Genomic DNA, 21,456 nt, shown 5'->3' with positions numbered 1-21,456 from the left:
AGCATATTAAATCACTGATAAGGAAGCCAAGCAGGAGCTTTATAGTTCTAAAGGCAGAAAAGGGGCTGCGACAAAATACTGACTGCCACTGGAAATGACGAACAATAGGGTAGAATGGATTAAATGGAGCGGCGTGGTATTTTTTGCTTCATAAAGAGAACCCGAACGAATTCGTTCGGGTTCTCTAGCGGAAAAGTTCTTTTGCCGCAATCTCTTTTCATTTCCTCTTCGCCATCTTCAATTTAGCTAAAGTATCTTGATAAGCTGTTTCCAAATCTTCCAGCTTATCTTTCGGTCCAGGCACACTCAATCGACTGACTAACTCAGACAATTTCGTTTCCAGGGCCATCTGATCATAAACTTCTTCATCAGCTTCAGGAGGTGACTGCAAATATTCCTGCCATTCAGCCCAGGTTCCATCAAAACCTTTCATTTCTCCATTCTCAATCATCCATAAATGATCTGCTGTCCTGTTAATAAACTCCCGATCATGGGAAACGAAAAGAATCGTCCCTGGATAATCCACGATCAATTGCTCCAATGCTTTAATAGCTTCAAGATCTAAATGATTCGTCGGTTCATCCATGATAAGAATTGGTGAACCGCTTGTCATTAAACGAGCAAGACCCAGCTTTACACGCTCCCCCCCACTTAACTGATACAGTAGTTTGTTCATGTCTTCCGTAAAGAATTTCAATCTTGCTAAGATGATCCGGATGTTCGTTTCTGAAAGAGGGCTGCCTTCACTTACATAGTCATATACCATTTCTTCTAATGGCATTTCTTCTAAAGCTTGATGCAGATAACCGATTTCGACGCCGTCCGGAAACCATTCCTTACTATTCAAGAGGCATTGAATCAGGGTGGACTTCCCTGCCCCACTCTTCCCGATCAAAGCTGTTTTTGAACCTGTTTTCCACACGAGGGGTTTCGTACGAAATAAGAGTTTTTGCCCTGCCACTACATTCATCACTTCAAGTCTGCCGATCATTTTCTGAGTCACCGGTTGTATTTGCTCAAATTCCATCTTGACCTCATCCCACTCCATCGGCTTTTCGACTTTTTCTATACGCTCCAATCTTCGCTCAAGCGTCTTACTTACTCGTTCTACTTTCTTTTGCTGTGCCGCAGCTTTATTTTTCCCCAATTGCCATTCCGAATTACCCATCCTTTTCGGGGGTTTCCTCATTCCTTTTGACTGATCCCGCTTTTGACGAACTCTTTCTTCTATTCTTTTTTTCTCTTTAAGATACTGTTCATGCTTTTCATATTGCTTCTGAATTTCTAACCTTTTTTGCTCTTCATAAAAAAAATAATCGCCATTAAAGACTCTTATTTTTCCGTCAGCCAATTCCCAAATTTTCTCACAGGTGCGATTTAATAGCATTCGATCGTGCGACACAATGACATAGGCTCCCTTATGCTGAAGAAGTTCACCCTCCAGCTTCTCTACATGGTGCCAATCTAAATTGTTCGTCGGTTCATCTAGAAAAAGCAATGGGGGACCACTTTCAAACAATGATTCAAGCTTCGCTAAGGTTTTCTCCCCGCCACTGAGTGAAGATGATATTTCAAGGTCTTCATTCAGCTGCTTCATCCATCCGTAAGTCGTGTGCCACTCTATCTGTGGTATGACGTCCAATTCCCCCATCAAATATTTTATAAGCAGGGTCTTCCCTTCTCCATTTTTCCCGACCAAACCAATACGCTCCCCTTCATGTATGCGAAGCTCTTTGATGTTCAAGATTTCCCGTTCGCCAATTTCGTATCTTATATTCATAGCTTTCATTTTCAACATAAAAAAACCTCCCTGTTCCGTCCCAGAGAGGCATACGTCTGTTATTGCTGTAATGACACCAAGACATATTGTCAAAAGGTGCTGAATAAGCAATGGAAGTTCCTTTTTTAATGGGCTGAGAATAGCAGTGTTCAATTTTTCATATGAGGAGGAAGGAATTGTTCTGCAAAGTAGTGAAGTAAAACGCAGTTAGATTGCATGGCGCTCCTCTGAACAATATCTAATACAGCTTTTTTAAAAAAAGGACAGACTAATCCTGTATCTGGAACGAGTGAACTCAAATATTCTCATACTCGTAAAAAAACAGGATTAGTACTTCATTGCTTTATACTTCAGTCCCTTCTTTTTTCATTACGTTTATTATATGATAGATTTGTGCAAAAATTCAATATGTTTTTTCAGGGAGGTAGGGAGATGAGCAAAGTGGTTTTATATATTGAGCGGGCTCCAGATGGGTACATAGAAAGAGAAAATGGTGAATTCGATTGGCTTTGGAGTGATTCAGAAGAAGGTTATGGGTTTCAATCTTTCTTCAGTTCAATTGATACCGTCTTCTTAGGAAGAAAAACTTATGAACAGATATTCGAACTGGCCGACGAATTCCCATTCAAAACTAAAGATGTATATGTAGTTAGCAATGAACGGGAAGTGGTTGACGATTTTGCAACCTACATTCAACCAGAACAAATCTCCCCTCTGACCAACTTACTGAAAAAAAATCAAAATAAGTATATGGGCCACAGGTGGTGCACAGCTGCTTCACCATTTCATTGACTCAGAGCTCCCCGATGAGTACCAAATTGCTCTAGATCCAACGTCTGTCGGTAATGAGGTTCCTCTTTTCCAAACGACTGAACTTGAAGAAGAACTCTTTCTAGTGGATGTTAAACAAATCAAAGATGGTAAATACATGTTCACCTGCATACTGGACGGAGGCAATTCATGATTTCTGAAAAACTAAAAAAACAGTTATCCATCGCTTATGATTCTCAATCCAATCATCGAAACAATGCAGAGACCCAAACGTGGAAAATATATGAACGTTCTTCTTTTTTGCAACGTTTGATTAATGAAGAAAAAAACTCTCTCTTGGAAATTGGGGCAGGTGCAGGGAAAGACAGTGATTATTTTAAGACTGCAAATCTGAATGTCCATGCTACTGACTTATCCGAGCAGATGGTTGAGAAGTGCAGGGAAAAAGGATTGAACGCAAGTGTTATGAGTTTTGATGAGCTTACTTTTGAAAAAGATTCATTCGATGCTGTTTGGTCGCTTAACTGTCTGCTTCACGTCCCTAAAAATAACCTGAGGGACGTTCTTAAGGGTGTCCAGCATGTGTTGAAAACAGACGGCCTATTCTATATGGGGGTATATGGGGGCATCAATCAGGAAGGGATTTGGGAAAATGATTTCCATGAGCCTAAGCGTTTCTTTTCCTTCTACCAGGATGAGGATTTAGAAACAGTCCTGGAACAATATTTTACTATCGAGGCGTTTCATAAAATACCGATGAGCCATGATGGAAACGGTCCTACCCACTTCCAAGGATTCATTTTAAGAAAGTGACTGATGGAGGAGGTCATTCCCCTCCTCCATCGCTTCCACCACCGTCCCCGTGATCATTTCCATGACTGTGAAAGTCGGACTGCCAGGCATTTTGATGCTCCTGTTTGGAACCAATCGTACGGCTGCTGGAAGACTGTCCAATAAACCTGATCAGGATAGTAAAGAACACAATAACAAAGAAAATACCTAATAACGTTGACCACATAAGAATCCCCCTTTATTCATACATACGTATCTTATGGGAAACTGTTTCAGCTATTTCATTGTTATCTGGATAGAGGTGAATTTATTTATCCCTTAGAATAACAGAGCAGAACTTCAACTATCGGCATTTTGTATGGTGGAAAGAAATCGACGATAAATAAATCTATAATAGAAAGGAAAATCCTGTCATGTACCCAGCCAAACTGAAAAAAGGAGATGAAATCCGGGTCATCTCGCCATCTAAAAGCCTTGCCATCATCGCAGCTGATCAGAAACAACTAGCCATGGAGAGATTAGAAAGGCTTGGATTCAAAGTTACATTCAGTAAATATGCAGATGAAGATGCTTCAAGCTTATCCAACCCGATCACACACCGTATTGCCGATCTCCACGAAGCTTTTCGCGATTCTAAAGTCAAAGCCATTTTGACCACAATCGGCGGTTTCGACAGCAACCAATTGTTGAAACATATCGATTACCGTCTCATTCAAGACAGCCCTAAGATCTTTTGTGGTTTCTCGGATATTACTGCGCTCTCCAACAGTATCTATAGTAAGACAGGGCTTATTACTTTTAGCGGCCCGCATTTTTCTTCCTTCGGGATGGAAAAGGGGGTAGACTACACATTCGATTACTTCGCGAAAATGGTCACAAGGTCTACTCCCATCACTATTCAACCGGCTGAATGTTGGAGTGACGATCGTTGGTATCTTGATCAGGAAAATCGTACTTTCCATTCAAATGAAGGCCCTCGTATCATTAATGAAGGAGAAGCACAGGGGACGATTATTGGAGGGAACTTGTGCACATTAAACCTTCTTCAAGGTACGGAATACATGCCTGCTTTAGAGAACACCATCCTCTTTCTTGAAGATGATGAACTATCTAATCCCCCTACTTTCGATCGTGACTTACAATCACTAATCCATCAACCAGGCTTTGATAAAGTGAAAGCGATCATTATCGGCCGGTTCCAGAATGCATCTGAATTCCATCCGGATGTTTTGAAGGGGATCATCCACTCAAAAAAAGAGTTGGATCACATTCCTGTCATTTCAGATGCGAATTTCGGGCATACGACTCCCCGTTTCACCTTTCCTATTGGCGGAATGGCTAAAGTAGCAGCGGAAAATGGAGAGGCTACAATTGAAATACTTGAGCACTAAGCGTTTAACTCAAAAAGAGGAAGGGGCTGGGACAAAACTCTAACTGCCACAGGAAAAGACGAACAATAGGATGGAATGGATCAAATGGAGCGTAGGCAACATACGTTGACTCCTGCGGGAACAGCACGAGCCGAAGATCCGCTTGGTCAAGGGATCTTCTTGACCAAGACACCTGAGGCCGTGCCCTCGGCAAGCATCCACCGACAAGCGATTCGTGAGAAGCAACAACAAACTTTAACAGTTCCTCTAGATTGAAAAGGTTTTTTCAGTGGCCTCAAGTATGTTGCCGGAGCGGCGCTTGCATTTATTGCTTCATAAAGAAAACCCGAACTAAGGTTCGGGTTTTCTGGCGGAAAAATTCTTTTGTCCCAGCCTCTTCCTCTTTTCTTTTATCCATTAACTAAATCATATAACTTGTACACTTTGCCGTTCTCCACTTTTCGCGGCTCCAATAAAAGATCCATCAGCACTCCTGCGACCTCATCGGGGGAGCGCAATGAACCCTCCTCCTTTAATTGCTTGAATTTATCTACATCAGCAAAAGCATCCTTCGAAGAAGAACGGATTTCGTTCTGCATATCCGTGTCTATCACCCCCGGGCTATAGGCTAAAATCAAATGCTTCTTATCTTTTTGTTCAAGGGCTAGCGTTTCTGTAAAACGATTTATTGCGGCTTTGGAGCTACTGTATGTACTCCATCCATGAACTGCCTTTTCGGCCGCTCCTGAAGTGATATTTATGATACCCATGGAGATATCACGTGCATTTGCTTCGCGAATACATCTGTTAACCATTAGAATCGGGGCCGTCACATTTACTTGCATATGTTTCTCAACAGCTTCAGTTTGCAACTGACCGACGGTATCGATCGGTTCAATCACTCCGGCATTGTTGACGAGATAGACATAATGAGTTTTGTCATGAAAAACTTCTTCCGTGATATGATTCAACCCTTTTTCAATTTCCTCTGTTTTACTTAAATCGCAGCTGACATGTGAGTAATGGACTCCATGTTCCTCAGCCAAGGATTTCAACTCCTCATTTTCCGATCTCGAAACAGAAATGACATTTACATTTTTGAGAATCAATTGTTTCGCGATTGCTTCTCCTAAACCACGGGAAGCACCTGTCACTATTGCATATTGCATCTCTTATTCCTCCTTCATCTATTGATATATATTTCCCTTATGATAATAATAAAAACACTCAGCAAGCCCTAACTTTACATCCGATATGGCAAACGATATGATAAACGAAGCATATATGTACCGTCTAAAGGAGTCTCTATCATGAAATATTTAGTTCTGTTCATCATTTATATAGGCGGCCTCGTGATCTCCAGCCTCGGCCTTGCTCTTATCATCAGATCCGGTTTAGGTGTCGGCCCTGGTGACAGTATTGCCGTCGGGCTGTCCATGCACTTGCCTGTAACGGTAGGAAGTGTCATGATCGCAGCCTTCATCGTTCTTTTACTTGTAAATGCAAAATTAGAAAGTAAACGACCGAAATTCGAATCTCTGATTCCCATCATCATTCGTGGACGCACCGTCGATATTTTCCTTTATGGTCTATTGGCAAATGCTGAGTATGATGTTTGGTGGAGCCAGTGGGGAATATTCACGCTCGGTTTACTCGCCACCGCAATCGGTATCTCGGTTTATTTACGTACACCATTCCCAAGGATCCCACTCGACCATTTCATGATGATTATGAATGAAAAAACAAAGCAGTCAAAAAGCTTCATTAGAATTTTATCTGAATCTGCCATGGCCCTCATCGGTTTCTTACTAGGTGCACCCGTAGGTTTTGGTACATTGATCGTCGCCATTCTCTTAGGACCACTTATTCAAACGACATTCCGGTGGGCACGTCCCATCGCCATGTTATGGACAGAACCAAGAAAGAAACTTAAACAAAAAGCGTGATTTAAAAGTCACGCCTTTTGTTTGCTCTATTTATCAAACGAGAGTTTCGTCACACCTGTTTCTTCTAACTTTCTTCCGATCTTTTCTTCCAACTCCAACCGTTTTTCCATCTGTTCCTCCGTCATATTTCCTTCCAAAGGACCATAAAGTTCTGTCATTTTTTTCTCGACCAATTTTTCTACCAACTTGTCCCAGAAACTGAACTCATCATACTCCTCCACATACGTAGCCAACAACTTGGATTCGTAATCGACATCCAGATCGTGTACTCCTAATTGTTCATGATGCGTAATACGGTCCTCAAGATTCCCTTCTTTATATTTCGATAACACAAGTTCACGGACATCCTCAAATGCTTCATCCAATTCCATCTTTGTTGAATTCACCATCCACGAACCTAAAAAGACCGATTCGACCAGTGTTTCATATTGTTCTTTTGACATTTCTATTTTGATATTCGCCAATGTATTCTCTCCTTTCAGCGATTTTAATTGCATTATAGCATAATGACATAGGACAATATGAGCGATAAACTTATTACAGTATAAGAGATTAAGCAGGCTGAGAAGCAACTTGCTTTCTTCACACAATATCTCGGAATCGAGTCTTGAACGACTCCTGCACTTTAAAGCAGGTACGATAATAAGATGGCCACTGTAGAACTGCAACTTTTTAAGTTTTTCATCAAATAAAGAAGCCGAGTTGGACGTTGTTCAACTCGGCTTCTTTATTTGATGAAACATTCGGGCTCTTACTGGTCCATGAGCTTCGCTGGGAACTTCTCTTTCATGCCTTCATTTACTGTGTAAATCGTGTTGAGTACGGATTTTGAGCAGTGCCGCAACACTTCTTCTGGAAAAGACTGATTCTAGCGATTTTCTTTTAAAAATCAAAGAAAACCACACTTTTTTGATGGACCTCTGTTGATTCCACCATGAGCGTTCGTTGGTGATGCCTGCGGGAACAGCACGAGCCGAAGATCCACTTGGTGAAGTGATCTTCTTGACCAAGTTAGCTGAGGCCGTGCCCGCGGCAAGCCCCCACTGACAAGCGATTCGTGAGAAGCAACAACAAACTTTGACAGCTCCTCTATATGAAAAAGGGTTTTTCCGTGGTCTCGTAATAAGGCCATTATTTCACAGATATTCAACAAGACAATAAAAGAAGCACCTCAATTGATATGTTAATTGAAGTACTTCTTTGGATAATGACTGATTTCCTCAGCTTTGTATCTTTTAGTCAGTCGCCGATTGACTTGAAAAGATCGACTTGTTTTCTGGGATTCCCGCTTCTTCTTCATAACATTTTTGCAGTGTTCGTGTGACAGGTCCAGGAGTGCCATCACCAACTGTCTGACCATCGACTTTCAGGATCGGCATGACTTCCGCTGTGCTGCTGGACAAAAACAGCTCATCTGCATATTGGATATCCTCCACAAGAAAAGGCGCTTCGTTGAATTCAATATTTTCTTGATTACAGAAGGCTTCGATTCGCATGCGTACACATCCATGAAGAATATTTTTTTTAGCCGGATGTGTGTACACACTGCCATCCCTTACATAATACACATTGGAAGAACTGCACTCCGTCACTTCTCCATTTTTATGGAGAATCGCTTCAAAGCTTCCTTGCTCTTTCGCAGCCTGTTTTGCGAGGACGTTCGGTAAAAGGTTCAAGCTCTTAATATAGCACCAATCCCATCGGACATCGTCCTGTGTGATGGCCGTTACCCCTTCGCGCATTAATTCTGTCGGGCGCGGCAGATCTTTGACATAGGCATACAAATTCGCATCCGTATCTGCAGGAAAAGCGTGATCTCTCGGAGCAGAACCACGTGTGATCTGCAGATATACTTTAGCATCGCCTTCTACCCCGTTTTTTTCTAACAATTCATCCAAACGTTTATACATATCTTCTTTTTTATATGGCACATTGATTTTCACAGCTGCGGCGGAACGATAAAGACGCCCCACGTGTTCATCTATCAAATAATACTTGCCATCATATACTCTGATGACTTCATAGATGCCATCTCCGAACTGCAACCCTCTTTCCTCGAAAGGATATCGAAGGTCATCCTGCTCTATAAAATCATTTTCTGTCAATATGTGATTGTAAATCGTCATAACACAGCCTCCTAAACTCAATCCTATAGTTTAACGAATAGTTTATCAGAAAATTGCACTTCTATGGTATCTCATTGAAAAATGTTTCAATACAAGCCTATAGACCTAGACTTCTTCTTGAAATTTAGAGGGACGATGTGAGATCAGAGTGCCCGCATCCATGCCCTGGCAGACATTTTTCATAATACCAGCCTGATCAAAGTTGAATATGTGTACAGGCAATTGATGGTCACGGGCAAGAAGTAACGCAGATTGATCCATCACTTGTATGTTTTGTAACAATATATCATCGTAATTCAATGTACCATACATCTTCGCATTCTCATGAATCGTAGGGTCAGCAGTATATACACCGTTGACACCTTGCTTGGCAACAAGGATAGCATCACACTCCAGTTCGATCGCCCGCTGAACAGCTGGGTAGTCTGTCGTTACGAACGGTTGCCCGTTCCCCCCTGCAAGAATGATGATATAACCTTTATCGAGGTGGTGCATGGCCTTCAAGCGGATATATGGTTCTGCAACACTGGATACAGGAACTGAACTCATCACACGTACTTCTTTTTCCGATTTACTCTTCAGAACCCCACGAAGCATCAGGCTGTTGATAACGGTGCCAATTGTTCCTATGTTATCCGCTTCGACACGATCGATGCCCCACTTTTCAGCCGTGCGTCCGCGAAAGATATTCCCACCTCCAATAACAAGAGCGACTTCAACTCCCTCTTCAATCAATGTCAAAATCTCATTAGCAATATGTTCTAAACTTGCATGATCGAAGTTGTCCTGACTATCTCCTTTTAAAGCGCCTCCACTGATTTTCAATAAAACGCGTGAATATCTCACTCCAGTCCCTCCTTCATTCTAAAAAAAGAGCATAGACATTGTCTATGCTCTCCAATAGGAACGGAAAAATAAGCAGTCCTTTACTACAGACAGATTTTGCTTGCTCCATTTTCACCGCTCCCTTCTCATATATTTTGACTATTCAACATTGTATCATATGCATGGAAGAAAGAAACATTGCTGCTCACCTTATTCAACAGGAATAGTCGTTTCCAACCACGCCTGTGCATTCGGAGCAGCTTCATCCCCTTCAGCAATCATTGGATAAAAGAAGAGTGTCAGTTCTTCTAAATCCTGATCATAGTGGAAACCATCGAATTGAACATATTGAAAAACAGAAAAGGTACCTGTGACCAGACCGACTGTCCGTCCATCATAAGTCGTCCCATTGGAATCCACCGCTTTTACAAGAAACTCGATTTGACCCTTTTTCCGCTTCCATTTCTTTTCTTCATTGTTCATGAGGTTGTTCCCTTTACCATACCACATACCAAAATATAGCCCTTTGGATGTATTACGGCTGTAGAGCTTCGTGAGGTGCACACCTTCATCACCAATTTCAAGTTTCCCTTCCGTCAATGGCTGCGGGTGCTGATTCGGCTCTTCGACCATCGGATAGATTTGATCATTGGTCAATCGATTCAATTCTCGGTTATCAAGATAGAAAAAGCAAACAATGATAATCAAAGCAATTAAACTGAATATGGCCAGGCGAATCTTTTTCATTTGTTTCACCTCTTTATGTAAAGGTAAATCTTACCTTAATTATAGCAGATTCCATTCTGATTTGAGTTATTGGAAGTGATATTTATATAAGGAGTGCTAAACACTATCTCCGTTTGAGGGTGAGGATACTCTACCTTGCTATGGTTATCGTTAAGCCTGTTTCTTTCATGGAACAAAAAGACCGCCCCTTCAGAGAAAGGGCAGCCTTTAAATCACAAATATTTCTTCTGTACTTTCTTACCACCATAACTGAACACAACCTCCCGGCCTTCGACTAGCGTTTCCATATGGACTGCCCTTCCCCAAAGCTGGTAGACGTATGGTAAAGTTTTTTCGAGGTAGCTTACATCAAGCTCTACATCCTCATAATGATGTTTCAAATACAGCTCTCCGCCTTTAACATAATCCCCATCTTGTACTGTGATGTATGGAAAGCCTCCATTCACGCGCATTGTGACCAATTGATCGCGAACGGCTTCATGATCTTTGTCTGTGATTTTATATTTTTGGCCCTGTTTTTGAAATAGATATAAGTCTTCCCGTCGCACCAATTCCCTTGTCAAGTAGTTTCGGATAAAGCTTTGATCGGATTCGATTTCTCGGACTTCAAACATTTTCTCACGTCCGGTTCCCGGCTCTATTCCGTGCTTCTTCATTTCTTCTGTAGGGTTATCATAGCGCTCTTCAATATCTTCAAAGATTTTCAGCCCCAAATAATATGGATTCAACTGTGTTTTAGAAGGTTGGACTACACTTGCATTTAATTTCGCGAATTCAATGGACTCATCACTCGTTAAATCCAATTCCCTCAATATCCTTGCATGCCAGTAGGAAGCCCATCCTTCATTCATGATCTTCGTCTCGAGCTGTGGCCAGAAATATAACATTTCTTCGCGCATCATCGTCAAGATATCTCGTTGCCAGTCTTCCAATTCGCGGCTATACTGTTCGATGAACAAAAGCAAGTCCTTCTCAGGTCGAGGCGGAAATTTCTTTTTCTTCTTGAAAAAAGAACGGTCTTCAGAAGAGGACTCATCTATTTTCCAAAGGTCGTCATAAACCGTTTGCTGCGGCTTCTCTTCGCTTTCTTCCTCTTCCATCGACCAGGATAACTTAGGGCGCACAAGTGAAGGGTCGATATGCTCTTGTATGGCTAGTACAGCATCCAAAAATGACTCCACTTGCTGTTTTCCGTATATTTTGTCGTAGGTTGCTACTCGCTCAGCCGTGGCTGCCATACTTTCAACCATGTCCCTTTTGGTGTTTTGAAAACGGGCATTATTTTTGAAGAAATCGCAGTGAGCAAGGACATGGGCCACGATCAGTTTATTCTGGATCAGGCTGTTGGAGTTTAACAAAAACGCATAACAAGGGTTAGAATTGATGACAAGTTCATAAATTTTACTTAGACCAAGGTCATATTGCAACTTCATTTTGTAATACTGTTTGCCGAAGCTCCAATGAGAGAAGCGTGTCGGCATACCGTACGCTCCGAATGTATAAATAATATCATCAGGACAGACTTCATAACGCATTGGATAGAAATCAAGCCCGAATCCTTTAGCGATTTCAGTGATTTCCCTGATCGCATATTCGAGCTTCTTTTGGTCATCTGGTTTCAAAGATGCCCCCTCCTTCGATTTCGCTTATCTTACTATATGAGGGGGGAAGAAAGAACATGAAGATTCCCGTCATCTTATATAAAAGCTATGTTAGAATTTTCGCCATCACATATTCGTCCACCGGCTCGTCGTGGACAACCAGTGACTTACGCTTGGTCCCTTCGATTTCAAATCCCATTCTTTCATAAAATTTCACAGCCCGTTCGTTATGAACCATGACACTTAATTCTAAACGGATGAGACCGTTCGCAACTCCCCAATCATCAAGGTCAAGAAATAGCTGTTTCGCAATTCCCTCCCCATGAAATTTTTCCAGAACCCCTGTGATGATTTGACCAACATGTGCATTACGGTCAGCTCCGCCTCCGAACACAGTGACATGACCGACAAAGTCTCCATCGTTTTCGGCTACAAGAATGGTGGAGTTCTTCTTCTTATGTAGGTTGTAAATCATTTGCTCTACTTGTTCGTTTGCCCAACTTCTCTCGTTGGCTCCGTATAGGAGGAAATCTGATTCTGTTTCTAATTTCTGAATGAGTCTTGCATATTGATAAGCTTCTTGCGGTTTTACTGAATGAATCAATGGAGAATCCTCCTTTTTCATCTATTATAACAAAAAAACGGAGATACTTAAGTACCTCCGCTTTACCATCAGACAGCTTCTTCTCGTATTGATGAATGATGATCCTTCCTGAATGACCATATAAAATAACAGGCAGTGATAATCAGACAAGCGGCTGTGAATCCTCCGAGAATCAAGGTGTTCTGCCACATGGCCGGTGTATTACCCGCTGATATGATCGCTTTGAATCCAGAAACGGAATAAGTCATTGGCAGCAAAGGATTGAACATTTGCAATGGTTTGGGTATGAGTTCCAACGGGAATGTTCCTGCACTTGTCGTCAACTGCAGAATCAGAATCAGAATGGCGATGAACCGGCCCGGATCCCCGAACCATGTGACAAGCACTTGCACAAGAGCCATGAATGTCAAGCTTGTGATTACGCTGAATAAATAAAAATATCCGACATTGGGTACTTCCAGTTGCAACCCGAAAAGGATCACACTTGCAGCAATGATCGCTTGAACGGTTCCAGCTACAAACAGTACACCGAACTTCGATACAAACCAACTGAAAGCATTTACCGGACGCCCAAATGATTCACGGACAGGATAGACAATGGTAATCAGCAATGCACCAACAAATAATCCTAAGGATAAAAAGTAGGGTGTGAAGCCAGTTCCATAATTAGGAACATGATTGACAGCGTTTTTCTCAACATCAACAGGTTCAGCCATCATACCGCTGGTCGCTTCACCTGAAGGAACCTTACCAGCTTTTGTAGAGGCTTCACCAAGATTCGTTTGAAATTCCTCCGTACCTGAAGCCAAAGAAGTGCTTCCACCCGATAAATCCGCAGCTCCTTGTTGGAGTTTCCGTGAACCATCTGCTAATTGGTTCGACCCATCAAAAATGCGACTTGCTCCTTGATTCACTTCAGATGCACCTGCGGCTACTTGCTCAGACCCTGTCACTGCCTCTCCCAATCGTTGAGAAAAAGTGTTCATGTTTCCAAGTAATTTCCCTTCACCATCTGATAACCGAGCAGCGCCCGCATATAAATCCTGCTGGCCACTCACAAGCTCGGATGCTCCTTGCTTCAATTGTTTTTGGGCATGAATGACCGAGCTCATTTGGTCAGATAGAGGAGCTGTTTTTTTCTGCAGTTGACCTGCCCCTACTGCTAAAGACTGCGCACCATTTTGTAATTTTTCGGAACCTAGCTGCATTGCCTCCACTTTAGCCAACAGCGCCTGTTTTTCCTCTTCAGGCATGTCCTTAAGCAGTGGAGATAGCTGCGTTTTCAAACCTTCTGCACTTTGAGCAATCTGTGCAGCTGACGAGGATACATCACTTGCTCCACCCGATAACTGGCTGGCGGCTTGATGCAATTCACCTGCGCCACGCTCAAGAGGAGAAGTACGCTCGATCAATTGTCCGAGCCCTTCATTGAGTTGAACAGCCCCTTGTTCAGACCTTTCGATGCCTCCTTGGAGATCTTCAGCTCCTTCCCTCGCATTTACGGTCCCTTGTTTCAAAGAAGAAAAACCATCTTGTAAACCCGACAGCCCTTCTCGTAGATCTGATGATCCAGTCGCTAAGCTAGCGGCACCGTTTCTCAACGATTGAGTTCCATCTGCTAGCTGCAGCTGTTTTTCTGTAAATGTTGCGAGCTTATCTTTTATTTTACTTGATGCGGACTGAAGATCCTCAGCTCCCTTGTTCAGCTCTCCTGCCTTTTCACTGGCATCGGCAAGACCATCCTTCAATTTATTGAATTGATTGAACATCGCATCTGCATAATTCTCTGTCATTTCGCTGGAGAGTTTAGCTTTCATTTGCTCGGCAGCTGATTCTCCGATTTGAGCAGATAAGAAATTGAAACCCTCGTTCGGTACATACTTCAATTGAGGTTGATTTGGCTGGTCCCCCATTATAGTCGTCGCATCAGAAGAAAAATGTGTGGGTATTTCAACCAGCATGTAATAATCCTTATTTTCAAGTCCAGCATAACCTTTTTCCTTTGAAACGTTATGATATTCAAAGTCTCCACTATCTTCTAACTGATGAATGAATTCTTCTCCAATGTCCAATGACTCTCCATTGAACTCTGCACCCTCATCCATATTCACAACGGCTACCGGCAGTTCATCCATGCTGCCGTATGGGTTCCAAAACGCCCATAGGAACATTCCGCTATAGATCAATGGAATGAACATAACTGCTAAAAACGGAATCAGTATTTTCCTGTTTTTCCCGATATGCTTCCACTCTGAAAGCCAAGATTTCCAACCATTCATTTTTCTACCTCCTAATAATATATGACTACTTTGTTCATTTGGTCACTTCCGACTAAAAAAAAGGACCATCAAGATGGTGACAATCCTTTAAATACATAATCATCAAATAATCCAAGGATTTTTTCTTTTGAGAGTGGTTTATGTCCATCTTCCCAGTCAATAATCAAAGCCATATAAAGTTTCAGCATCATGAATGCAGTAATCTCCGGATCACATTCACGAATATCCCCTCGATCCATGGCTAGAATAATCTTTTCCTTTAAATAATCTAAAATGAGGCTTTCAATATTTTGCAAGGCTTCCTGAACAGCGGTAGTTCGCATCTCTCGAGCCTCATAGACCAACTTAACAGTAAGTTGATGACTCCTTCGATATTCCAAAAGTTCAAACAAAGCTAAATGAACATTTTCTTTGAGTGTTTTATCGTCACTCATGACAGATTCCGCTTTTGATTTCATTTCTTGGAGTAATTCCGAAATAATGTCTTGAAAAAGCTCTTCTTTGTTTTTAAAAAAGTTATAAATCGTCCCTTTTCCTACATTTGCTGCTTTAGCAACATGGTCCATCGTTGTCGCTTTATAACCAAACACAGAAAAAGATTGCTGGGCTGCTTCTTGTATTTCTTCTTTTCGTGTCTTACTCATATTCCACCACCTGACTATTTGAACGTTTTAGTCAAATCCTCTAATACAGATTATACATCTTAATTTTTGAGTTGCAACCTTTTCCTTTATACTGGTAATAAATGATGAGGGGGACCATATGAAAAAGAACATTTATCAATCCTACGAAAAACTGAGCAGCCACTATGAATTCGATGTGGATACAAAACCCTACAACGCTTACCTGGAGAGGCCTGAGATGGTGAATCATCTGCCGCAATTATCAGGTAGACAGGTCCTTGATGCCGGTTGTGCATCAGGATGGTATGCTGCCTTTATGGCAAAGCAGGGAGCTGAAGTGACAGCGATTGATCTAAGCGATTCAATGATAGAAGCTGCGAAGAGGCGCACGCAAGGTCAAAATGTCCATGCCTTCGCCCATGACTTGACCCGTCCGCTTCCTTTCGAGAACAACCGGTTCAACGTCATCATCAGCTCCCTGACTTTGCACTACATAAAAGATTGGCAACCGATTTTCCATGAGTTCCATCGAATTTTGAAGCCTGGAGGGACTTTTCTTTTTTCTACTCACCACCCATTTATGGATTATGAGAACTTTTCGATTGCTGATTATTACGAAACTCAACTTCTTCACGACCAGTGGAAAGTAAATGGAGAACTGGTTGATATGTGGTTTTACCGGAGACCTTTAAATCAAATCACCCATTATGTAAATGAATATTTCCTTATGAAAAAGTTGATTGAGCCACTCCCGACAAAAGAATTCAAGCACATCCACCCGAACGGTTACGAAAAGGTATCCACTAAACCAAATTTTTTAATCATCAAAGCAGAAAAACCAGGAAGCTAATAAAAAGCCCCCTGGTTCTCTCATTATGATCGTTGGTCAGGAAAAACTCTGTCGACCATTTCTCCGAATTCACGGAAAAAACCTCTTACAGGTTCACCATTTTCAACATCATTGACATAGTTGTTCGTCAAGTCAACAAAGTCTGGGTTCGTTGAAATATAAACATTGTTTATGTTTTCATCAGAAGCTTTGACGGCCTTTTCGATTTGCTTTTTCATGTCGTCAGAGACTTTGTTCTTATCGCCTTTAGGATTGTCTAACTCTGCTGCGACATAAGCGTTGTCCCGTGTTTTCAAAACATACGCGTTATCTACCCCATCAACATCTTTTGTGATGCGGTTAGCAGCGTCCTTGGCTACACGATAATTCGTATTGTGGACCATCCCACGGTCATTTTCGGCTTTGTCGACATTGTTACCCTCTTGACTCATGTTATCCGCTTCACGCTCGAAGCGTGTGTTCTGGACTCCATCGTAATTACCTTTGTCGTCCCCTGCTTCCTGTTCTGCCTGACAAGCTACAAGTGAACTTGCAACTAACAAACCGATAGCAAATGCCTTAATCTTCATTTTTGTATACCTCCTTCCATGATTATTTGTAGTATGTGTGTCCACCTTCCAAATATGCGATTGAAAATAGAGGTACTGAAGATGATAGCTCTGCTTGATAACATGTAGAAGATCTTAAGCCATAATAAAAACCTCAGATCATCGGAATGATCTGAGGTTTCTTCAGTCTGCAAATGGTAAGCTCCACCATATGTGAATAAAAATAAGATATACAAATAAAATACCGTTAATGAAAATCAAAAATGCAGGCACTAACTTATAAGCATTCAACACTTTGCTATAACAAGTTTTCATTAAAATGAAGCCGGCGATTAATAATAAGTACAAACCGATGAACCAGATCCACGTATAATCCGTGGTCGCATCAAACCCTAATTCATATCCAATGGCGAATAATATCCAAGGAATCAAAAACGTAAGAATCGCTACAGGCATATACCTTTGATCCGTTTTTATGTAAAACAGGGAAATGATTGCACATAAAAGTGTTAAGCCCCCAATGATTTCACTGATCAATATCATCACACCTTGAGTTGCATCCGCTTCAGCTGTTACAAAGCTTAAAAACAAAAACAAACCGAATGTGATGACACACCCCATGTTCACATAAAGCAATTGTTTCTCTGTCATCACCAAGTCTCCCTCCATCATGCATAAGCAAAACTTTTCCATACTATCATAACAAAATTTCCAGTACTTTGCGGAAGAATTACGTAAAATTGTGTCACTATTCCCAGAACTGTGACGAACTCTCAGTGTGAGCCTTTCCCTTATCGGAGATAATAAAAACACTCCTTTCAAAAAGGATGTGTACACCATGAATCAATACGATTACGATAAAGCGCTTCACTTTATGATTTGGGGCCAATGGGATGACCTGCTCGTATTAATGGTCCGAACTCGGGACCAATTCTTATCAAAGAAAATCGAGACATTTCTCCATGCCAGTTACTACCCAAGCAAACAAAGTGAAATGCTTGAATCCCATGAAGCATTGTTGAGCTATATCGATCACGCTCAAACAACCAATGATATTCACACTAACGTTTATTTATAAACTCGGCAGAGTTAGAAAAAACAACAAAAAATAAAACCTCAGGTCATCCAGATTCTGGATGACCTGAGGTGTATTTATTTTCCATTTACCATCGGTTAAATTCTTGGATACTCCTGGACCAATGGATGGATGTGCATTTCATCTATTAGCATGTGCTTTGGAGCTTGCGCCATATAAACGACCGCTTCTGCAATATCCTGGACCTTCAACCAATCCGCCTTATCCGGGTCCCCTTGCGTCCCGTTAGCAAAGTAAGTGTCGACCATTCCTGGATTGACGGTCCCGGCGCGAATTCCATCCTTACGAACCTCTTGAGCAAGAGAGCCCATGAAACCTTGGACCGCATATTTTGTTGACGTATATAAAGCACCGCCTTCCGGAATCGTATATCGGGAAACGTCAGAAGCTACGGTTATGATTGTTCCGAACTGTTGCTTCTTCATGATAGGCAACACTGCTTTACTTGCAAGAAAGACCCCTTGTACATTCACTTCATATGTGCGCTTCCATTCCTCAACGGTTACATCTTCAAGGGATTTGAAGCCGCCGATACCCGCATTATTCACAAGAATATCGACCTTTCCATACGCATTCTTCGTAGCCTGGACGACATGATCGATTTCATTTTCATCACTGACATCAGCTGTGAAAGATAAAACATTGGTGTAACCTTTGTCAGCTAATTCTTCTTTCGTTTTATGAATTTGTTCAGAACTGCCGGCTATCGACAAACGCACTCCTTTTTCAGCCATTTGAAAAGCGATTTCTTTCCCTATTCCTCTAGATGCACCGGTAATGATTGCTACCTGTTTGTCCAACATGGACATTCCCTCCTTTATGTTCGTTTCGGTTTATGGTCCGTTTCTATGTTAAATCGGGTTTCAAATAAATCCCGGCGGCGATCACGAAGCTGTCGGACCGTACCAGATTTACGCTGCCTCCGTAAAATTTCTAAATCAACATCTCCAACAACAACCGTTTCCACATTAGGGTTACATTCCCCGATAATTCCATCTCTAGCGAATTCAAAGTCTGATGGAGTGAAAATCCCTGACTGTGCATATTGAATATCCATATTTTCTACTTGAGTCATGTTCCCTACCGTTCCCGCGATTACTGTATACACTTGGTTTTCAACTGCTCTTGCCTGTGCACAGTAACGAACGCGCAAATATCCCTGGCGGTCATCTGTGCAAAATGGAACAAAAATGATATTCGCTCCTTGGTCGACAGCATATCTCGCCAGCTCAGGAAACTGGATGTCATAGCAAATTTGGATCGCAATTCTACCGCAATCCGTGTCAAATACTTTGACAGCATCGCCTGGCTGGATCCCCCACCAGGTCCGCTCATTCGGAGTGACATGGATCTTATACTGCTTTTCTATTGTGCCATCTCGACGGAAAAGATATGAAATATTATAAATTTGATCTTCTTCTTCAACAAAATGTGACCCGCCAATGATGTTGACATTGTATTTCACAGCCAAGTGGGTGAACATTTCTATATAATCTTCTGTGTACTCACTTAATCGACGAACCGCTTTTGAAGGTACTTTTTCCTCCAAAAAAGACATAAGCTGAGTCGTGAAAATTTCGGGAAATACAGCAAAATCAGAACCATAATCTGCAGCGACGTCAACGTAATATTCACATTGCTTCGTAAATTCTTCAAATGAATCGATATTTTTCATCATGTATTGGATGACCATGATACGCACAGGGTGACTTGTTTTGAAATGCCGTTTCGTCCTGGCACGGTAATCGATGTTGTTCCATTCCATCAAAGTCGCGTATTTAGCTGAAAGGTTATCGTCCGGCAAATAATTCGGATTTATCCGCATAACTGTAAACCCGTTCATGATTTGAAAGGTAAGAACAGGATCATAAATATTCTGGTTCCTCACTTCTTCAACATACTCCCGGGGGCTCATTTCATTTTCATGCTTGTGATAATTCGGAATCCGGCCACCAATGATGATGCTCTTCAAGTTCAACTCTCTCGCCAACTCTTTTCTCGCTTCATACAAACGCCGGCCGATTTTCATGCCACGATATTCGGGATGGACCATCACTTCTATCCCGTAAAGGTTATATCCATCAGGGTCATGGTTAGTAATGTATCCTTCATCTGTGATGTCGTCCCATGTATGTTTGTCATCATATTCATCAAAATTCACAATTAAACTAGAACAGCTACCGATGATTTTGCTTTCGAATTCTACAACAAATTGACCTTCTGGGAATATTTTCAAATGACTTTCTAAATGCTTTCTTTCCCATGGGTCCATGTCAGGAAAACATACTTTCTGTAATTCAAAAATTTGCTCGATATCTTTATCATGCATTGTTCTCACAATTATTTTCTTCTCATATTGTGTCAGATCGAGCTTTGACATCTTATCGTCCCTCTCCGTATTGAAATCACCTGCGTACAATATTATCGTACTGAACCATTCTGGGTTCTGTCTAGTTATAAAAGGTTGCTTTTACAGTAATGAAATCCATGAATTGAATCGTTTCATAACCTCGTGTATGATTATTCATGAAGAGGTGTGGCCAATGAATGGATTTGAAAGACGTAAAGAGCGGAAGAAATTGAACATCCTGACTGCCGCCTTGAATTTATTTACAGAATTCGGAGTGCAAAAAGTCAGTATCCAGGAAATCGCACAAAAAGCCCAAGTATCTCAGGTGACGATCTACAATTATTTTGGTGGCAAAGACCAGCTCTTATTCGAAACTGTAAATAAATTCATTTACGACCGTTTTGATAAATTCAAAGACGTTGTTCATGATAATGATATGAACTTTAAAGATAAAATCAGCTTCGTCATTCGTGATAAAAAGGAAAGTGTTCTTCACTTGAATCCTGGATTTTTAAAAACCGTAATTGCTGACCAGCCAGAATTACAGGAGCTGGTCCAGAACTTTACAATGAATGATGCTGTGCCCCTATTGATGGAACTTATAGACCAAGGAAAGAAAGAAGGTTACGTCCACCCCGATATCTCTTTCCGATCGATTATGTTTTATATAGAGATGTACTATCAAGCGATGCGTTCGACTCCTGATTTCTTTGAACATTCCCTAGCGGACCAAAGCGAAGAAATTACGCAGATGTTCTTCTATGGACTAATGGGAAAGCCAGAAGAACACCTTCATAAAGAAGATGGGGATGGGACAAAACACTAACTGCCCCCAGGAAAAGACGACCAATAGGGTGGAATGGATCAAATGGAGCGTAGGCAACATACGTGGACTTCTGTGGGAACAGCACGAGCGGAAGACCCCGGAAGAAAACGGTCTTTGCTTTTTGAGGAGGCTGAGGCCGTGCCCGCGGAAAGCGAAGCATGTTGCCGGAGCGGAGTATGCATTTATTGCTTCATAAAGAAAAATTCTTTTGTCCCAACCTCTTATTTATAGCAGCGCATCGCCTATTTCCTACATCATAAAACACCAACACCGTTATTTCATTTTCCTGGAAGATGAAATAAGCTGCCCCTCTGAGGACAGC

Annotated in this window: 24 protein-coding genes; 9 read left to right on the top strand and 15 right to left on the bottom strand. The window is 41.7% G+C overall.

Features of this window, described 5'->3' with window-relative positions:
- Positions 1 to 217: 217 nt before the first annotated feature.
- A complete protein-coding gene (locus tag ACTWPX_RS14495; RefSeq protein WP_443120361.1) occupies positions 218 to 1,798 on the bottom strand; it encodes an ABC-F family ATP-binding cassette domain-containing protein in 1,581 nt (526 codons plus the stop codon).
- A gap of 414 nt (positions 1,799 to 2,212) precedes the next feature.
- Between ACTWPX_RS14495 and ACTWPX_RS14490 the strand changes: the two genes are divergently transcribed.
- From ACTWPX_RS14490 to ACTWPX_RS14480, 3 genes are read left to right on the top strand one after another with little or no spacing between them, the layout of a single operon-like run.
- Complete coding sequence (locus ACTWPX_RS14490) at positions 2,213 to 2,572, top strand: dihydrofolate reductase family protein (protein WP_443120360.1); 360 nt, start codon at positions 2,213 to 2,215, stop codon at positions 2,570 to 2,572.
- Positions 2,517 to 2,744, top strand: coding sequence for a dihydrofolate reductase family protein (locus ACTWPX_RS14485; RefSeq protein WP_443120546.1), 228 nt, complete (start codon positions 2,517 to 2,519; stop codon positions 2,742 to 2,744). Before ACTWPX_RS14490 ends, ACTWPX_RS14485 begins: the two co-directional genes overlap by 56 nt.
- Positions 2,741 to 3,364, top strand: a complete 624-nt coding sequence (locus ACTWPX_RS14480) for a class I SAM-dependent methyltransferase (protein ID WP_443120359.1) — start codon at positions 2,741 to 2,743, stop codon at positions 3,362 to 3,364. Before ACTWPX_RS14485 ends, ACTWPX_RS14480 begins: the two co-directional genes overlap by 4 nt.
- 13 nt (positions 3,365 to 3,377) lie before the next feature.
- Here the strand turns inward: ACTWPX_RS14480 and ACTWPX_RS14475 are convergent, their stop codons facing one another.
- Positions 3,378 to 3,569: a hypothetical protein gene (locus ACTWPX_RS14475; protein ID WP_443120358.1), complete on the bottom strand. Its 192-nt coding sequence runs from the start codon at positions 3,567 to 3,569 to the stop codon at positions 3,378 to 3,380.
- 187 nt (positions 3,570 to 3,756) lie between these two features.
- Between ACTWPX_RS14475 and ACTWPX_RS14470 the strand changes: the two genes are divergently transcribed.
- Both ACTWPX_RS14470 and ACTWPX_RS14465 read left to right on the top strand, forming a co-directional pair.
- Positions 3,757 to 4,734: a S66 family peptidase gene (locus ACTWPX_RS14470; protein ID WP_443120357.1), complete on the top strand. Its 978-nt coding sequence runs from the start codon at positions 3,757 to 3,759 to the stop codon at positions 4,732 to 4,734.
- A gap of 84 nt (positions 4,735 to 4,818) precedes the next feature.
- Positions 4,819 to 4,989: a hypothetical protein gene (locus ACTWPX_RS14465; RefSeq protein ID WP_443120356.1), complete on the top strand. Its 171-nt coding sequence runs from the start codon at positions 4,819 to 4,821 to the stop codon at positions 4,987 to 4,989.
- A 134-nt stretch (positions 4,990 to 5,123) separates the two neighbouring features.
- Here ACTWPX_RS14465 and ACTWPX_RS14460 read toward each other — a convergent pair whose 3' ends face one another.
- A complete protein-coding gene (locus ACTWPX_RS14460; RefSeq protein WP_443120355.1) occupies positions 5,124 to 5,882 on the bottom strand; it encodes a (S)-benzoin forming benzil reductase in 759 nt (252 codons plus the stop codon).
- A gap of 141 nt (positions 5,883 to 6,023) precedes the next feature.
- Between ACTWPX_RS14460 and ACTWPX_RS14455 the strand changes: the two genes are divergently transcribed.
- The gene (locus tag ACTWPX_RS14455) at positions 6,024 to 6,659 is read left to right on the top strand and encodes a YczE/YyaS/YitT family protein (protein ID WP_128523765.1); all 636 of its coding nucleotides are present in this window, start codon (positions 6,024 to 6,026) and stop codon (positions 6,657 to 6,659) included.
- A 26-nt stretch (positions 6,660 to 6,685) separates the two neighbouring features.
- Here ACTWPX_RS14455 and ACTWPX_RS14450 read toward each other — a convergent pair whose 3' ends face one another.
- From ACTWPX_RS14450 to ACTWPX_RS14415, 8 genes are all read right to left on the bottom strand, one after another.
- Complete coding sequence (locus tag ACTWPX_RS14450; protein WP_443120354.1) at positions 6,686 to 7,123, bottom strand: hypothetical protein; 438 nt, start codon at positions 7,121 to 7,123, stop codon at positions 6,686 to 6,688.
- A gap of 771 nt (positions 7,124 to 7,894) precedes the next feature.
- Entirely contained in the window at positions 7,895 to 8,785 is an 891-nt protein-coding gene (gene dat / locus ACTWPX_RS14445; RefSeq protein ID WP_443120353.1) for a D-amino-acid transaminase, read from the bottom strand.
- A 105-nt stretch (positions 8,786 to 8,890) separates the two neighbouring features.
- A complete protein-coding gene (gene pyrH, locus ACTWPX_RS14440; RefSeq protein WP_128523771.1) occupies positions 8,891 to 9,631 on the bottom strand; it encodes a UMP kinase in 741 nt (246 codons plus the stop codon).
- A 189-nt stretch (positions 9,632 to 9,820) separates the two neighbouring features.
- Positions 9,821 to 10,357: a hypothetical protein gene (locus ACTWPX_RS14435; RefSeq protein ID WP_443120352.1), complete on the bottom strand. Its 537-nt coding sequence runs from the start codon at positions 10,355 to 10,357 to the stop codon at positions 9,821 to 9,823.
- A 212-nt stretch (positions 10,358 to 10,569) separates the two neighbouring features.
- Positions 10,570 to 11,979, bottom strand: a complete 1,410-nt coding sequence (locus tag ACTWPX_RS14430; RefSeq protein WP_128523775.1) for a SpoVR family protein — start codon at positions 11,977 to 11,979, stop codon at positions 10,570 to 10,572.
- An 85-nt stretch (positions 11,980 to 12,064) separates the two neighbouring features.
- Positions 12,065 to 12,562, bottom strand: coding sequence for a GNAT family N-acetyltransferase (locus tag ACTWPX_RS14425; protein WP_443120351.1), 498 nt, complete (start codon positions 12,560 to 12,562; stop codon positions 12,065 to 12,067).
- A 68-nt stretch (positions 12,563 to 12,630) separates the two neighbouring features.
- A complete protein-coding gene (locus ACTWPX_RS14420; RefSeq protein ID WP_443120350.1) occupies positions 12,631 to 14,841 on the bottom strand; it encodes a YhgE/Pip family protein in 2,211 nt (736 codons plus the stop codon).
- Between the two features lie 68 nt (positions 14,842 to 14,909).
- Positions 14,910 to 15,485, bottom strand: a complete 576-nt coding sequence (locus ACTWPX_RS14415; protein ID WP_443120349.1) for a TetR/AcrR family transcriptional regulator — start codon at positions 15,483 to 15,485, stop codon at positions 14,910 to 14,912.
- Between the two features lie 118 nt (positions 15,486 to 15,603).
- Between ACTWPX_RS14415 and ACTWPX_RS14410 the strand changes: the two genes are divergently transcribed.
- Positions 15,604 to 16,314 (top strand): class I SAM-dependent methyltransferase, encoded by a 711-nt coding sequence (locus ACTWPX_RS14410; protein WP_443120348.1) that lies wholly within the window; start codon positions 15,604 to 15,606, stop codon positions 16,312 to 16,314.
- Between the two features lie 23 nt (positions 16,315 to 16,337).
- Here ACTWPX_RS14410 and ACTWPX_RS14405 read toward each other — a convergent pair whose 3' ends face one another.
- The gene (locus tag ACTWPX_RS14405) at positions 16,338 to 16,883 is read right to left on the bottom strand and encodes a YhcN/YlaJ family sporulation lipoprotein (RefSeq protein ID WP_443120347.1); all 546 of its coding nucleotides are present in this window, start codon (positions 16,881 to 16,883) and stop codon (positions 16,338 to 16,340) included.
- Positions 16,884 to 17,045: 162 nt separating this feature from the next.
- Entirely contained in the window at positions 17,046 to 17,513 is a 468-nt protein-coding gene (locus tag ACTWPX_RS14400) for a hypothetical protein (protein WP_128523786.1), read from the bottom strand.
- 187 nt (positions 17,514 to 17,700) lie between these two features.
- On the opposite strand from ACTWPX_RS14400, the gene ACTWPX_RS14395 reads away from it, so the two are divergent.
- Complete coding sequence (locus tag ACTWPX_RS14395; RefSeq protein ID WP_128523788.1) at positions 17,701 to 17,940, top strand: YhdB family protein; 240 nt, start codon at positions 17,701 to 17,703, stop codon at positions 17,938 to 17,940.
- 95 nt (positions 17,941 to 18,035) lie between these two features.
- Here ACTWPX_RS14395 and ACTWPX_RS14390 read toward each other — a convergent pair whose 3' ends face one another.
- The gene (locus ACTWPX_RS14390) at positions 18,036 to 18,761 is read right to left on the bottom strand and encodes an SDR family oxidoreductase (RefSeq protein ID WP_443120346.1); all 726 of its coding nucleotides are present in this window, start codon (positions 18,759 to 18,761) and stop codon (positions 18,036 to 18,038) included.
- Between the two features lie 14 nt (positions 18,762 to 18,775).
- The gene (locus ACTWPX_RS14385; RefSeq protein ID WP_443120345.1) at positions 18,776 to 20,338 is read right to left on the bottom strand and encodes a GNAT family N-acetyltransferase; all 1,563 of its coding nucleotides are present in this window, start codon (positions 20,336 to 20,338) and stop codon (positions 18,776 to 18,778) included.
- Between the two features lie 163 nt (positions 20,339 to 20,501).
- Here ACTWPX_RS14385 and ACTWPX_RS14380 point away from each other — a divergent pair, with 163 nt between their 5' ends.
- Positions 20,502 to 21,134, top strand: coding sequence for a TetR/AcrR family transcriptional regulator (locus ACTWPX_RS14380; protein WP_443120344.1), 633 nt, complete (start codon positions 20,502 to 20,504; stop codon positions 21,132 to 21,134).
- The last annotated feature ends 322 nt before the right edge of the window (positions 21,135 to 21,456 follow it).

It is taken from the genome of Halobacillus sp. H74 (assembly GCF_052246715.1).
Lineage (GTDB): Bacteria > Bacillota > Bacilli > Bacillales > Halobacillaceae > Halobacillus > Halobacillus litoralis_A.
The sequence above is the reverse complement of the archived record's forward strand: the minus strand, read 5'-3'. Positions and strand labels throughout refer to the sequence as shown.